Source organism: Methanospirillum lacunae, from assembly GCF_003173355.1.
Taxonomy (GTDB): Archaea; Halobacteriota; Methanomicrobia; order Methanomicrobiales; family Methanospirillaceae; genus Methanospirillum; species Methanospirillum lacunae.
In genome coordinates this window covers 521,751-534,671 of record NZ_QGMY01000002.1, presented here as the reverse complement: position 1 = coordinate 534,671, position 12,921 = coordinate 521,751, and the positions used below count along the sequence as shown (strand labels likewise).

Annotated in this window: 16 protein-coding genes; 10 read left to right on the top strand and 6 right to left on the bottom strand. The window is 41.4% G+C overall.

Translation table 11 applies throughout. From position 1 onward, the window contains the following. Positions 1-132 precede the first annotated feature (132 nt). Both DK846_RS02950 and DK846_RS02945 read right to left on the bottom strand, forming a co-directional pair. A complete protein-coding gene (locus DK846_RS02950) occupies positions 133-2,043 on the bottom strand; it encodes a HAMP domain-containing sensor histidine kinase (protein WP_109967408.1) in 1,911 nt (636 codons plus the stop codon). A gap of 175 nt (positions 2,044-2,218) precedes the next feature. Further along, the gene (locus DK846_RS02945; protein WP_181391584.1) at positions 2,219-2,935 is read right to left on the bottom strand and encodes a type 1 glutamine amidotransferase; all 717 of its coding nucleotides are present in this window, start codon (positions 2,933-2,935) and stop codon (positions 2,219-2,221) included. 83 nt (positions 2,936-3,018) lie between these two features. Between DK846_RS02945 and DK846_RS02940 the strand changes: the two genes are divergently transcribed. Continuing rightward, positions 3,019-3,516: a hypothetical protein gene (locus DK846_RS02940; protein WP_109967406.1), complete on the top strand. Its 498-nt coding sequence runs from the start codon at positions 3,019-3,021 to the stop codon at positions 3,514-3,516. Positions 3,517-3,581: 65 nt separating this feature from the next. Here DK846_RS02940 and DK846_RS02935 read toward each other — a convergent pair whose 3' ends face one another. Beyond that, positions 3,582-3,824, bottom strand: a complete 243-nt coding sequence (locus tag DK846_RS02935; protein WP_109967405.1) for a hypothetical protein — start codon at positions 3,822-3,824, stop codon at positions 3,582-3,584. A gap of 119 nt (positions 3,825-3,943) precedes the next feature. Then, entirely contained in the window at positions 3,944-5,452 is a 1,509-nt protein-coding gene (locus DK846_RS02930) for a methanogenesis marker 14 protein (RefSeq protein ID WP_109967404.1), read from the bottom strand. A 108-nt stretch (positions 5,453-5,560) separates the two neighbouring features. Here DK846_RS02930 and DK846_RS02925 point away from each other — a divergent pair, with 108 nt between their 5' ends. Further along, the gene (locus DK846_RS02925) at positions 5,561-5,782 is read left to right on the top strand and encodes a hypothetical protein (RefSeq protein WP_146201104.1); all 222 of its coding nucleotides are present in this window, start codon (positions 5,561-5,563) and stop codon (positions 5,780-5,782) included. A gap of 32 nt (positions 5,783-5,814) precedes the next feature. On the opposite strand, the gene DK846_RS02920 is transcribed toward DK846_RS02925, so the two are convergent. Continuing rightward, on the bottom strand, positions 5,815-6,489 hold the full coding sequence (locus DK846_RS02920; protein ID WP_109967402.1) for a 3'-5' exonuclease: 675 nt from the start codon (positions 6,487-6,489) through the stop codon (positions 5,815-5,817). A gap of 82 nt (positions 6,490-6,571) precedes the next feature. Here DK846_RS02920 and DK846_RS02915 point away from each other — a divergent pair, with 82 nt between their 5' ends. The 8 genes from DK846_RS02915 (at position 6,572) to hisB (ending at position 12,468) form a co-directional block, all read left to right on the top strand. After that, positions 6,572-6,856 carry a glutaredoxin family protein gene (locus DK846_RS02915; RefSeq protein WP_245926436.1) on the top strand — a complete coding sequence of 95 codons (285 nt, stop codon included), beginning with the start codon at positions 6,572-6,574 and terminating at the stop codon, positions 6,854-6,856. Then, positions 6,856-7,362 carry a ferredoxin-thioredoxin reductase catalytic domain-containing protein gene (locus tag DK846_RS02910; protein WP_109967401.1) on the top strand — a complete coding sequence of 169 codons (507 nt, stop codon included), beginning with the start codon at positions 6,856-6,858 and terminating at the stop codon, positions 7,360-7,362. Before DK846_RS02915 ends, DK846_RS02910 begins: the two co-directional genes overlap by 1 nt. A gap of 49 nt (positions 7,363-7,411) precedes the next feature. Continuing rightward, positions 7,412-7,759, top strand: a complete 348-nt coding sequence (locus DK846_RS02905) for a hypothetical protein (protein WP_109967400.1) — start codon at positions 7,412-7,414, stop codon at positions 7,757-7,759. Positions 7,760-7,834: 75 nt separating this feature from the next. Next, entirely contained in the window at positions 7,835-8,839 is a 1,005-nt protein-coding gene (locus DK846_RS02900; RefSeq protein ID WP_109967399.1) for an ATP-binding protein, read from the top strand. 227 nt (positions 8,840-9,066) lie between these two features. Continuing rightward, positions 9,067-10,269 (top strand): methionine adenosyltransferase, encoded by a 1,203-nt coding sequence (locus DK846_RS02895; protein ID WP_109967398.1) that lies wholly within the window; start codon positions 9,067-9,069, stop codon positions 10,267-10,269. Continuing rightward, positions 10,269-11,177, top strand: coding sequence for an ATP phosphoribosyltransferase (gene hisG / locus DK846_RS02890; protein WP_109967397.1), 909 nt, complete (start codon positions 10,269-10,271; stop codon positions 11,175-11,177). The genes DK846_RS02895 and hisG overlap by 1 nt, the downstream gene beginning before the upstream one ends. Before the next feature lie 2 nt (positions 11,178-11,179). Then, a complete protein-coding gene (gene hisA / locus DK846_RS02885) occupies positions 11,180-11,890 on the top strand; it encodes a 1-(5-phosphoribosyl)-5-[(5-phosphoribosylamino)methylideneamino]imidazole-4-carboxamide isomerase (protein ID WP_109967396.1) in 711 nt (236 codons plus the stop codon). Continuing rightward, a complete protein-coding gene (gene hisB / locus DK846_RS02880; protein WP_109967395.1) occupies positions 11,887-12,468 on the top strand; it encodes an imidazoleglycerol-phosphate dehydratase HisB in 582 nt (193 codons plus the stop codon). The genes hisA and hisB overlap by 4 nt, the downstream gene beginning before the upstream one ends. Positions 12,469-12,620: 152 nt before the next feature. Here the strand turns inward: hisB and DK846_RS02875 are convergent, their stop codons facing one another. Further along, positions 12,621-12,827, bottom strand: a complete 207-nt coding sequence (locus tag DK846_RS02875; RefSeq protein WP_109967394.1) for a histone family protein — start codon at positions 12,825-12,827, stop codon at positions 12,621-12,623. Between the last annotated feature and the right edge of the window lie 94 nt (positions 12,828-12,921).

Here is a 12,921-nt window from a genome sequence, read left to right as displayed (position 1 = left end):
CCCCCGATATATTCATTTGATTATAATAATGGTAAACGAATAAAGGTTCCGGTAAGAGATACGTAAAAAACAAAAGGGCATGATGAATGCATAGCCATATAATCCATCTTTTTGGATAGGGATGCTATAAGATTAATTATTAGAATCTTCCTTCCATTGTGTTGGAGGAACATGGATCTCGAACCTCACTCCAGAACCACGTAGCCCGTTTTCTTTAATTGTCATTCCAGTAATTGCGAGGATTTCTCTGATTAAAAAAAGACCTAGGCCGGTCCCTGTGCCATATCCACGCTCAAAAATAAGTTCCTTATCTGAGTCTGAAATCCCCATCCCCTGATCTTCATAGATTATTATTCCACAGGTTTCAGTTTTTTCAAATGAAATGTGGACCCTCTCTCCTCCAGGGCCCCCATGCGTAAGGGAATTATCAGCAAGATTATAGAACACCTTTTGTAAAAGCGGATCAGCAAGAATTAAAATATTTGTTCCAGAAACATCCAGTGATATCCGATCCGAAAAGGGAACAGATATTGCTCTATGGATTACGTGACCAAGATTTTGCCATGATGACCCTGAAATCCCAATCGTTTGATAATCACGAGAAAATGCAATCATCTCTTCTATCAGACATGATATACGTTGAATATGTCTGGCATGAATAACACTCTCTTCTGTATCTGTGCTATTTTCAGCAAGGAATGCATATCCTCTGATACAGGTTACCTGGTTAAGAATGTCATGTCTGGTTATACTGGACAGATTATTCAGTTTATTATTTACAATTATAAGAGCTTCTTCAGCCTCTTTCCTTCTTACCAATTCTGCTGCTATTTCCTCGTGCCCACGCTGAATCATTTCGATATCAAAGAGGATCTTCTGGACCATTAGTTCAACACTGTGTCCTAACCGGTCGATATCAGTTCCTCCGGTCTTCCTTATACCATGGTGATAGTCGCCCCGGGCTATCTGCTCTATATCTTCAATTACCTGCTCTAACGGACGGGAAATGTGCCCGGATATGTATATAGCGAATAAAATAGCGAGGATTACTGCAAATAGAGTAATACTCATGTGAATTATTAGATAGGTCGAGAGTGACCGATTCAGATTATCTCGTGAATACACCAGAACTGACGCAACACTCATTTCAGATGAAGATGGAGTAATATTACGACGGATCGTGAAATACTGAAAGTCTATCAGATATGATCCTGTGTCATGTATTTGACCTTCTTTGTGAGTAAATACTGAGATAAGTGTTGAGTTCAAATCTTCTATGGTTATGTAATGGGTTAATGAGGAATTGATAGAAGGGTGATCTTGAGATGGCAACTCACTAATGGGATCTAATTTTTTGTTGAAAAAGGAAATGGACAAAAGATCCGGATTGATCTCAAGAATACTGCTTCCAAGTTTTTCATATGAGAATACATCGCGTCGTGCCTGCCAAAACTCATCTGAATGAACACCAATCTCCAGGATATACCGATGATCAGGAGTGGGAAAATAGGCATACTTTCGATAATATCCGGGAGTATTTATTGAGTCAACCCACTGATCTGCTACAAACCTGGAGTTATTTCTAATATTATTAAGTGATTTGGAAAATTCAGGATATTCATTAAAATTTAAATATATATCAGGATCATATGTTGTCTTCTCAATGATGTTATCTGAGTTGATAACATAAAGATCTACATCTCCTGGAAAAATGGGAGATATCTCTTCTTTAAAACCGGTTAGATTAATCTGTTCAATGTCATTCCCAGATTTAACATAATTGTCAGATAAGCGACTTAGAACCATCTCCATCTCGTAATCATATCGGGAATCATAGAGGTTTAATGCTTCAAAAAGAACTGACACTGAATGATTGAGTATGAGGTCTGTCTTTGAGATCTCATCAGAAAACTGCCCCTGGAGGTCTGATGCCACCGAATTATACTGAATAAGAGACAGCATGCCAATAATGCAGATAAAGATCAGAGAGAAGATAATCATCAGCACATTGCTCAAAGAATATGAACGGATGGGGCGGAGCATCTAATATATCTACTAGTATACATCTCCCATTAACAATTATTGGTGTAAACCTCTACATTTTTTCAGGATTGTTAATGATCTTACTACTTTAGATAAATTTTAAAACGTTAATTTGATCACAATTACAGATTTTTTTCATAACTCATAAGTGGAAAATATACTGATAAAGTGATTATTATGCTAATTCAAGAAGATATTCCATAAGACCTGCAACAAACAGGTTTCCTGAAGAAGTAAGAGAAATTCTTTCAAGTATATCTAACTTAACATCTTCAAGTCCCTTCTCTTTGATTTCAGACGAGGAGTAATGAAGAAATTCACGGATTGTGAGTTCATCCATTTCAGGATGAAACTGAAGCCCTATCACTCGATCATGATATAAGTATGCCTGATTTTCACAGAGTTTTGATGCATATATACGGACTGCGCCTTCAGGTATAGCAAATGTATCCTGATGCCATTCAAATGCTTGAACCTTTTCAGGAAAGAGAGCGAATAGTCTTTCTGGATAAACATAGGACGATTCTAACAGAGGAGTTACCCGGTTGATTGTGTGCCAGCCATATTCAGGATGAAGTGCTTTAGTCACTTTTTCGCCTAGTATATCGGCAATAAGCTGGCCACCAAGACATATACCAAGCACTGGCTTTCCTGCATCTATTACCTTCCGAATAAATTTCTTTTCTTCGACTAGCCAGGGAAACTCCTTTTCCTCATAGATGTTCATAAAGCCACCCATGATAAGCAGAATACCCACTTCTGCGACATCGGGAAAATGATCACCCTCATACAACCGCACAGGTTGAAGATTGATCTGTTTTTCATGCAGCCATTGAGTAATATAAACTGGATCTTCGTGTGGAGCATGCTCTAGAGAAAAAATCTGAATCATGTTAGTTGGAGAAATATGGGAAGTAATTTGTAAAAACTGAACGATCACAAAACTCATTCGTAGGGCTGATCAATCCATACATCATGAATAAGGTTCTCACATCAGTAGTACTGGTTATTCTTGCACTTGTTTTACCCATGAATGCTGATTCACTAAACATCGGAGGGCCATATACCATTGGTGATCAGATCACCATCAGTGGTGAAACCAACTTTAATACAGATAACAAGGTTCTTGTTGAGGTATATCCAGCATCATTCGGTCCAACTAAGAAGTATGATCCTACAATGTCAGGCGGAAATTCAACCGTTGTCCCTGTAGTTAAAGATGAAACTGGAACATTTTTCTGGTCTGCTAACATGAGTTCAGCGGGATGGAGTCCTGATCAGTATATGGTCAGAGCTGAAGTTATCGGAAAGGACTTCATTGAGACTTCAATTATTACTCTTATAGAGAAGAATAAACCGGACACGCCTCATTCCATTGTATCAATGAATGCCTCTTCCTCTCCGAATCAGGAGGATACGGCATCTCAGAAAACAGGGAATAATGCATCGGAACAGAACCTGACTAATTCCTAAAACTTGGAATTTATATTCAGATTCAAGGTTTTGGATTCAGAAATATTGTCAGATTTGATAAAAAATTAATTATCCACAAACTCCTTCATCTTCTCTTTAAAGAATGCCTCAACCTGGATCATAATATCCTTTTTGCCTCTGGCCGCTATCAGATTTCTTACATCCCCTTCCATATTTGCAAACTGTAACTTCTCGGGAGAATCAATAAGTTCAACATCAAATTGATTGATAATATCGCGAATTATTGATCTGGGAGTCCCAGGAGGAAATATAAGATCGTATAGTTGCGGTGAATCCTGCTCTGCCATAGGGTACTGTACTATTTCAGAACACATGAGTATTGTTATTTATTTCAAAGATGATCTTTTTTTAAAAAAAACATTCCAACCCGGAAATAATAGGATGAGTTGTATAAATTGGGTACCTTTTACCTACCAATTGCAATTCGCCGGGACATAATGCATTTGCCCTCTCTAATTCCACCAATTGGGTTATTTGGTTTTCCAAGGGAATTCATGCATCTACCCATTAAGGCAGCTCCACGAGCTAATCCATCGTCGACAAATACAACATGATTTACCGGATCTGAGAATAGTTTTCTATCGATGATGCCCTCAAGGATATAATCCGGTTTCTTCCCTGATATTGCTGCCCTGCCAGTAAAACCAATTGAGGTATTTGGAAAGATTAGTCCCATTGACTTAGATACGTCGATCATTCGAAGAGCCATATCTGAACAAACCCTGTCAATTACCTCGTGTAAAACCGGGACACTATGATTAGTGATAATCTCCTTCCCGATGCGACCGAGATCAGGAAGAGCGCCCCCATTCATTCCTGCGTCAACTCCAATGAGCGCTACACCTGATTCCTTTGCAACTTTTGCATAGACAGGCACCATCCCGTAGCGGGTCCGGTTTTCAGGAACGACCTCAACAGAAATCAGGTCATTGCATCTTTTCACATATTCTTTTACAACATCTGATTCCTTACGGAGCGAGAATGCGCCAGTCAGGCTGGTCTTGTCTCCAAAGATATCCAATGCTGTACCAGTCCGCTCTTTAACAAGACCTGTTCCTCTTACAATGGAATCTGGAATTGCTCCTGCAAGACCACAGAAGTTACCTATCGTTCGGGAGAAGGGATTCGTGCTTGTTGGATCTACATCACTTGTGACCCGTCCATCAAGAGTTGTTCCAAAGTCGATAGAAATGCAGGGATTTCGAAAGTCAACAGGAGTCCATTTAGCCCCTTCTTTAATACCTGCCATTGCAAGTTCTCCTTCCATCTCATTTGCCACCATTTCAACGCCGGTTGTTCCCTGAGGTGGAACCACTCCAGCTACCGCACCTGAAAAGTTTACACGATCTGCAAAAGAGAATGGTTGAAGTTTTGCTGACTGGTTCGCTTTAGACATGGGGGGGGTCATCTTCTTTGGAGGGACTCCGGCTTCAAGGCACCCATTTGCAAGCGCGATAATAAAGTCTCCGACCTGATCAGGAGAATCCATCGCTGCTACAACACCGGTACTCCTTACCACGAAGTCAAGATCTTTTTTGATATCGAGTTTTGCATCCTTATGGCACTTAATTAGTGTATCGCGAACCAATTCAGTGACAGATTCCCGGGTCAGTTCCGTTCCATCAAGAGTTTTCCCAAAAACCTCTTCACCGTGTTTTGGCGGTCTGACATCACGGCTCATACTGACGGTTTTGTTTATGACATAACTCATGCCGGTTTCAAGGCTTACACCTGTCAGAATACACTTGGTAGTGGTATTACCCATCTCAACAGAAGCCACGATAAAATAGGGCTTTTCATCAAATTCCCGGCATTCCATGCCTGGCCCACGAACAATACGCGGTGGTGGCGGGCTTTCTACGATATGTGGTTTTGGAGAAGAATGAAACAGTCTGCCCAGGATACCGGGATTCATAAGAACTTGTCATCTGATGAGACCGATATATGTTTCGATATCAATTTTGCAGAACTTTCGATCTTCAAATTGAAATACTTAATAGAAATCGCGTTTAAAACTGATTATATGCCAGCAGATCCTCACTTCTGTCAGAATTGTCAGTTCTGCCTTCCGATACTTGGGAAGAATAAAGAGATTTTGAGACTCGAATGCTGGAGATTTCCCCCGGTTCCACTATATGCCGGTTCAGATTCAGAAGGAAAGCCACGAACATCTTTCGTCCGGCCCAGAGTCGAAGGAAGCTGGAAATGCGGGGAATGGAAAGAAAAGAAGATCGGATACTGGTAACTGAGTTCAGAACTGGATATCTCGCTCATAGATCAAAGTTTATTTGAGAAAAACACGCCTGTGAGATCTTCAGTCTGCATCTTCACCCCTCTTTTCTTTAATTCAAAAAAACAATCTGCACAAGTTCTTGCATCATCAAGAGCACGGTGAGCTGATTCTGGTTCCTTGTCATACAATTTATGATATAAACCTGCTAACGAAGGCCATTTAAATCCCTTTCCGTACCTTCCAGGGATACCACAAAACCGGGCAGAAGACTTCATTGTACAGATTCCTTCAATTGTAGAGAAGAGGTCACGTTTATTCATCCTGATAAGTTCAGTTAGAATAATTCTAATATCGTATGAGAGGTTATGAGCGACAAGTAGATCTGCCCTTCGCGCGGATGCATAAAACCGATTGATAACATCTGATACAGGCAATCCCATCATTTCTGCATCACTATTTGAAATACCGTGAATATTGATGGCAGCTGATGGAATCTCAAACCCGTCAGGCCGTACCAAAAAACTCAATTCCTCAAGGATAGTCCCATCAACAGTCATAAGTATCCAACCCAGTTCCACCAACCTGGGCCATGTAAGCGGGTTTGATCTCACTTTCCGGTCACGTGAGGGAAGACCGGTTGTTTCAGTATCGAAGAAGATTAATAATGAAGGTTTTTTATCTGTTTTCTGGTCCCTGGTTCTGATCAAATTTTTATTCATAAACCAACCAGATTAGCAATCAGGTCCAAAGAGACCCAACCAGTAAATATATGGTGCCATGATACTGCTATGAGGGAACCCGATGGTCATCACACCTATACACATTGAAGGAAAAGACAAAGGAAAGGTCATGCTGTATGCTCTTAGCACCTGTGGTCATTGTAGAAGAACACGGGAACTTCTCAATGAATTAGGAGTTTCATACGATTATCTTTATGTAGATCAACTGTCCCGTGAAGAAATGGATACCGTCTTAAGAGAGGTAGAAAAATTCAATCCACGTGGATCTTTTCCAACGATTGTTATTAATGGTTCACACACAATTATCGGAGCCAGAGAAGATGAAATTAGGGAGGCACTCGCCTGATGACAGGGTCTGAGATCATTCCCGATGTTGAGCGCAGATATCAGGAACTAAACAGGGATGCTGAACGAGGGGGTTATCACCTGAACCCTGATCTTTCCATGACCAAAGGTCTCATTGAGGGTCTACTAATCAATAAAGAAAGATATGGATATGAAGCATGCCCTTGCCGCCTTGCATTCGGAACTATTGAAGATGACAGGGACGTTATATGCCCTTGTGATTATCGTGATCCTGATCTCTCAGAGTTTGGTGCCTGTTATTGTGGATTGTATCTGACCGGTGAGAAAATTGCAGATGGAACCGGTGCTCCTGCAATACCTGAACGCAGGCCATCCCGGAGTGAACGAAAGGCAAAACAGATGCCAGGATCAGGACAAGAAAAAACTCTTCCATACCCGGTATGGCGGTGCAAAGTGTGTGGGTATCTCGCTGCCAGAGATGCCCCACCCGAAGTATGTCCTATATGCAAAGCTAAGAAAGATCGTTTTGAAATATTCATCTCTTAGCCGATTCAGATCGGCATGACTTATCTCTCTTTTTGATCTATATATTTCTGTGAAATCTGTAACTGTTGAGGTCGTGGGATACCGTGACTCCGAATGCTCACCCTTTCCATGTGATGAAGAACGGAGTTGTGGGCTTTCTGCATGCAAACCTTCTAATGGACTGATTCCAGCAACTGAAGCATTACGCGCAAAGTTAAAAGAAGATTTTCCAGATTTTGACATTACTGTGCAAATTACCCTCCTTGATGATAATGTACCTGATTATATCAGGGAAATCTACGAGGCTGAACACCCTGCAATTCCAATGATTCTTATCAACAAGAGATTATTTCCGATTGGCCGAATATCTTTGCCACAAATCGGGGATGCCATAAGAGAATCTATTTCTTCGATGTAAAGGCTAACCCTGAAACAATCAGGAACATAGATAGGATGAGTCAACTATACCACTATAATATGAATCGGAGTGAGAATGAATACTATTGATGACCTATATCAAAAAGGGCCGGTCATAGCTTTACTCCGTAATCCTGCAGATCTCTGGAGAATTACCTCAACTTCAGAAAATGCTGAAAAATATGGAATTCCTTCACATGGTGAATTTGATCTCATCACAGTAATCCAGGAAGAAGATAAGGATCTCATCACACGGAAACTGGGTGCTGCAGTAATGCAGAAGCGAGATGAAGTGACTATGCGGTACCGAATCCATCATCCAGCAGGAGTGCAGTGGATAGAAGATCAATGCTGTCTGACATATAATCCGAATGGTTCAGTAGAGTCAGCGGGAAGCCTGCTGTGGACATCTACACTTCCTCTTGAGTGGAGACTTTTAGGAAAGGGAGCAAATGCCTGGAATATGGTAAGTTCCAAGATCCGTCATGACATGCTCAACCAGTTGACTGCGATTCTCGGATACCTTGAGTTATCACAGGATCTTATAACAGATCCAATGTTAGAGGATTTTTTTGGAAAAGAACAGAACGCAGCAGAAAGGATAAGAGAAAAACTCATTTTCACCAGAGAATATCAGAAAATTGGGCAGTTGGAATTCGAATGGACTAAACTAACCCATCTCTTAACTGAAGCCATAGGTGAAGCCGGGTGTAGCAGACTCCCGGTTCAGAATACGATTCAACAAAACCTAAAAATCTTCATTGACAAGACATTCAAACAGGCCTTGATAAAAATCCTTGAAAATATACCAAACCATGCAACAAATGCAACAGAAATTCAACTCTCTTTTTTAAAAACCGAAACTGGTGGCATAATAATCATTGAAGATGATGGAATTGGAATTCCTACAGAACAGAAGAAGAGAATTTTTGAACTTGGATTTGGCTCTGGAGATGGTTTCGGCTTGTTTCTTGCAGAACAAGAACTCGGAGTATTTGGAATAGGAATATCTGAAACAGGTATTCCGGGAAAGTGTTCACGATTTGAACTTGCAGTTCCTGCAGAAATACTCAAATTTTAATAATATTCACAATTTTTGGGAATTAAGGATCCAATTACTAATCCGGATTTTTAATAAATACTCTAAAATGATCTTAACTTAGTTCTTCGCGCCTTTTTTACAAAGATCCGAAAACTTGAGTTCTCCCTTCATTGCCTGGGGTGAACCTATTATTTCCCTGAACACGAATGAGTACTCTATTCTGTACTGGTAAGCGGTCATAACGTTTACAAAATCAGAGGTTTGACATGAAACGAAACATCGCCATAGACATATTAAATCAGACCCCTCTTGAACAACAACAGATCGAACTGGTAGAACGGAAATGCCTTGGCCATCCGGATAGTATTGCAGACGGGATTGCTGAATCGATAAGTCAGGCTCTCTGCAGGAACTATATCGATCAGGTAGGTGGTGTTCTCCACCACAATACTGACCAGGGAGAAGTCGTTGCCGGCGAATCACTCCCTGCTTTTGGTGGCGGTAAAATATTAAAACCGATCTTCATCCTTCTGGACGGTCGTGCAACAAAAGAGTTCAATGGTGAGAAGATTCCTGCAGAACCCATTGCACTTAAGGCAGCAAAGGATTACCTGCGCACAATTCTTCCAGAACTTGATTTTGACCGGGATGTGACTATGGATGTCCGTCTGGGAACCGGGTCTACCGATCTTCGTGATGTGTTCAAACCCGAAGAAGGGACTATTCCAAGAGCAAATGATACCTCATTTGGAGTCTCTTTTGCGCCATTTTCAGAGATCGAAACCTGTGTACGTGAGATCTCTTCATATATTGACAACACCCTTAGGCCAAAGTACCCGGCATATGGTCAGGATATTAAAATCATGGGCCTACGTCAGGGTGATGCAATAAAACTCACTCTCTGTTGTGCAATGGTGGACCGATATATCTCTTCACTTTCAGAATATGTCGACTACCGGTCAAGACTCCAGGAAGAAGCCACAAGAATTGCTAAACAGTGTACAAAAAGGTCTGTTGAGGTCTCGATAAATGCCGCAGACTGTGACAAGGAATGTAGTTTATTCCTGACAGTAACCGGGACATCTGCAGAGATGGGTGATGACGGATCTGTAGGTCGTGGAAACAGAGCCAACGGACTTATTACCCCACACCGACCGATGAGCATGGAAGCAACATCTGGAAAGAATCCAATCAACCATATCGGAAAGATTTATAATCTTCTCTCAAGTGATCTCGCTCACGAATGTGTAAAAAAGGTCGATGGTTTATCAGAAATTCAGGTCAGGCTTCTCTCCCAGATTGGAATGCCAATTGACCAGCCTCTTATCGCAAGTGTGCAGATCATCTCGGAGTCAGGGGTTACCCTTAAAGACATTGAGAAGGACGTGTACGAGATCATCGACTATGGTCTTGAAAACATCACCTCAATCACTGAACGTGTGATCAAGGGCGAATTAAAGACATTCTAATGGATACAACCCACGTGTCAAACGACAAGGATACTCAGATACTAAGTCATGCTATTCGTCTAGCCATACCTAATAAAGGGCGGATAGCTGAGCCTATCCGGGATCTTATCGAAAAATCGGGTCTAGGTATCGTAGAAAACAGTGACCGCTCACTCATTGTCAAGACCAGGGATCCACACGTTGAGATACTATACGCAAGACCAATCGACATTCCTGAATATGTGGCAACCGGAGTAGCTGATCTTGGAATCACCGGTCATGATATGGTTGTCGAACGTGGCTCCGAAATAATAGAACTGCTGAACCTGGGCTTTGGGAGAGCCACAGTGGTTCTTGCAGTTCCTGAAAAGTCTACATACAAAACTGTGACTGATCTTGAAGGAAAACGCGTATCAACAGAATTTCCTGCGATTACCAGAAAATATTTTAAAAAAAATGGAGTTAAACCGATCATAGTGCCTGTGGGGGGCGCTTGTGAAGCAACACCCCATCTTGGTATATCTGATGCTATCGTTGATCTCTCAAGTTCAGGAACCACACTTAGGCAGAACCGTCTCGAAGTTATCGATAAGGTACTTGAAACCAGTACATTCCTAATTGGAAACAAACAATCCTGCTTATCCAAAAAAGAAAAAATCGATGAGGTACATCTTGCTCTTGAAAGCGTCATCAATGCAAGAGGCAAATGTTATCTGATGATGAATGTGGAGAGATCGGGTCTTGATCAGATCAAGGATATCATACCAGGTTTAAGTGGTCCGACAGTGATGGAAGTCGCATCACGTCCGGATATGGTAGCAGTCCATGTTGTAGTGGATGCAGAAAAAGTATACCAACTAATCAATAAGGTCAAACAAGCTGGTGCCAGAGATATCCTTGTCATGTCAATAGAGCGACTAATCCATTAACCATGAAGGTATTTCCAGCAGTAGATATCCTTGGAGGGAACTGTGTACAGTTAATCCAGGGTAAGAAGGATTCTGCAACCATATATGGAGATCCACTCACTTTTGCACAATCTTGGATCTCTAAAGGAGCAGAAGCTATTCATATTGTAAATCTGGATGGGGCATTTGGCTCTTCGGAAATTAATGCAGAAAAGATCAAAACAGTAATCAAAGAAACAGGGGTCGAAATACAACTTGGCGGCGGAATCCGTTCACTCGAAGATGCCCGATCCTGGCTCGACACCGGAATCGATAGAATAATCATTAGCACCTTTGCAGTGAATGATCCTGACTGCCTCACCATTCTTTCTGATGAGTATGGATCTAACCGAATTATGGCTGGAGTAGACGCCAGACAAGGGCAGATCGTTGTAAACGGTTGGGAACGGCCTGCTGGAGATTATCTTAAATGGGCTGAACTCTTCATTGCAAAAGGGGCAGGATCACTCCTCTATACCAATGTAAATGTGGAAGGGCTCTGTAAGGGAATAGAAGTAGAACCAGTAAGATTGCTTACCAGTAGAGTGACAGTCCCGGTTATTGTCGCTGGAGGGATTACTAATCCTTCAGATGTCAGCACATTAAGGCAATGTGATGCAGCAGGCATAGTTCTTGGTTCTGGACTCTACTCAGGAAAGATTACACTTGAAGAGGCACTAAGAGCATCATCATGAGGACTGGATCAATTTCACGAGAGACCAGGGAGACAAAGATAAAAGTTGATCTCAACCTTGATGGCAACGGGATTTGCCAGATAGAAACTGGAATACCATTTTTTGATCACATGCTCGAATCATTTGGCCGGCATGGAAGGTTTGATCTTACAATCAGGGCAGATGGAGACCTAAATGTCGGACCACATCACACAATAGAAGACATAGCCATAGTTCTTGGATCAGCGTTACGGGAAGCAATTGGAGATGGCAGAGGTATCAGACGGTTCTCCCATGCTATTATCCCAATGGATGAAGCACGGGTGATGGTTACAACTGATATCAGTGGCAGACCATACTGCGTTTTTTCAGGAGTATTTAGTGGTCCAATAGAAGGTGTGCTGGAACCATACCTGATAGAACACTTCTTTACTACTCTTACATCATCAGCACACATTACATTGCATCTGGAAGGTTCTGGTAGATCTGATCATCATCTCTGTGAAGCGTTCTTCAAAGCATGTGGTGTGACTCTTCACGAAGCTACCCGGATCATTGATCCAAATGGTAACATACCAAGTACAAAAGGAATACTCTAATTTTTTCCTAATTATTCGGAAAAAAATCCAAAGCAGAAAAAAGTCTGAATAATATTATACAAAACACGGAAATTCCGTGAAATCCCCATCCATGCCTGACATTTAAGCAGAAGTCAGGACAGTAATCAAACAATTAAAAGAGAGAGGATGTCTTAGGCATTCTCTACTGCCATCTTAACGTCTTCTTCTTTTATTGTTTTTCTTCCTGCATGTAGTGCAAGTCGATTGGCTTCTTTGGTAAGGGTTGCAATGTACTCTTCAGCTTTTTCAACCAGTGCTGTAGCTGCGTCGCTTCCCACACGTTCAGCACCATTCTTCTTTGCAATTCTTACAACTGCTGCAATAGGTAAGTCTGCCATAGTCCTCTACCTCAAAAAAAGGTATCTTGATAGCTATTTAAACATTTCGAGATTGCATTGATTTTTTTGCGTTTCGGCTCTATAATCAGAAGTT

Coding starts and splice junctions, on each gene's coding strand:
- DK846_RS02910 (WP_109967401.1), top strand. CDS start 6,856: ATGACAGGGTCTGAGATCATTCCCGATGTTGAGCGCAGATATCAGGAA.
- hisG (WP_109967397.1), top strand. CDS start 10,269: ATGGATACAACCCACGTGTCAAACGACAAGGATACTCAGATACTAAGT.
- DK846_RS02940 (WP_109967406.1), top strand. CDS start 3,019: ATGAATAAGGTTCTCACATCAGTAGTACTGGTTATTCTTGCACTTGTT.
- DK846_RS02945 (WP_181391584.1), bottom strand. CDS start 2,935: ATGATTCAGATTTTTTCTCTAGAGCATGCTCCACACGAAGATCCAGTT.
- DK846_RS02895 (WP_109967398.1), top strand. CDS start 9,067: ATGAAACGAAACATCGCCATAGACATATTAAATCAGACCCCTCTTGAA.
- DK846_RS02920 (WP_109967402.1), bottom strand. CDS start 6,489: ATGAATAAAAATTTGATCAGAACCAGGGACCAGAAAACAGATAAAAAA.
- DK846_RS02900 (WP_109967399.1), top strand. CDS start 7,835: ATGAATACTATTGATGACCTATATCAAAAAGGGCCGGTCATAGCTTTA.
- DK846_RS02925 (WP_146201104.1), top strand. CDS start 5,561: ATGCCAGCAGATCCTCACTTCTGTCAGAATTGTCAGTTCTGCCTTCCG.
- hisB (WP_109967395.1), top strand. CDS start 11,887: ATGAGGACTGGATCAATTTCACGAGAGACCAGGGAGACAAAGATAAAA.
- DK846_RS02915 (WP_245926436.1), top strand. CDS start 6,572: ATGGTCATCACACCTATACACATTGAAGGAAAAGACAAAGGAAAGGTC.
- DK846_RS02875 (WP_109967394.1), bottom strand. CDS start 12,827: ATGGCAGACTTACCTATTGCAGCAGTTGTAAGAATTGCAAAGAAGAAT.
- DK846_RS02950 (WP_109967408.1), bottom strand. CDS start 2,043: ATGCTCCGCCCCATCCGTTCATATTCTTTGAGCAATGTGCTGATGATT.
- DK846_RS02935 (WP_109967405.1), bottom strand. CDS start 3,824: ATGGCAGAGCAGGATTCACCGCAACTATACGATCTTATATTTCCTCCT.
- hisA (WP_109967396.1), top strand. CDS start 11,180: ATGAAGGTATTTCCAGCAGTAGATATCCTTGGAGGGAACTGTGTACAG.
- DK846_RS02930 (WP_109967404.1), bottom strand. CDS start 5,452: ATGAATCCCGGTATCCTGGGCAGACTGTTTCATTCTTCTCCAAAACCA.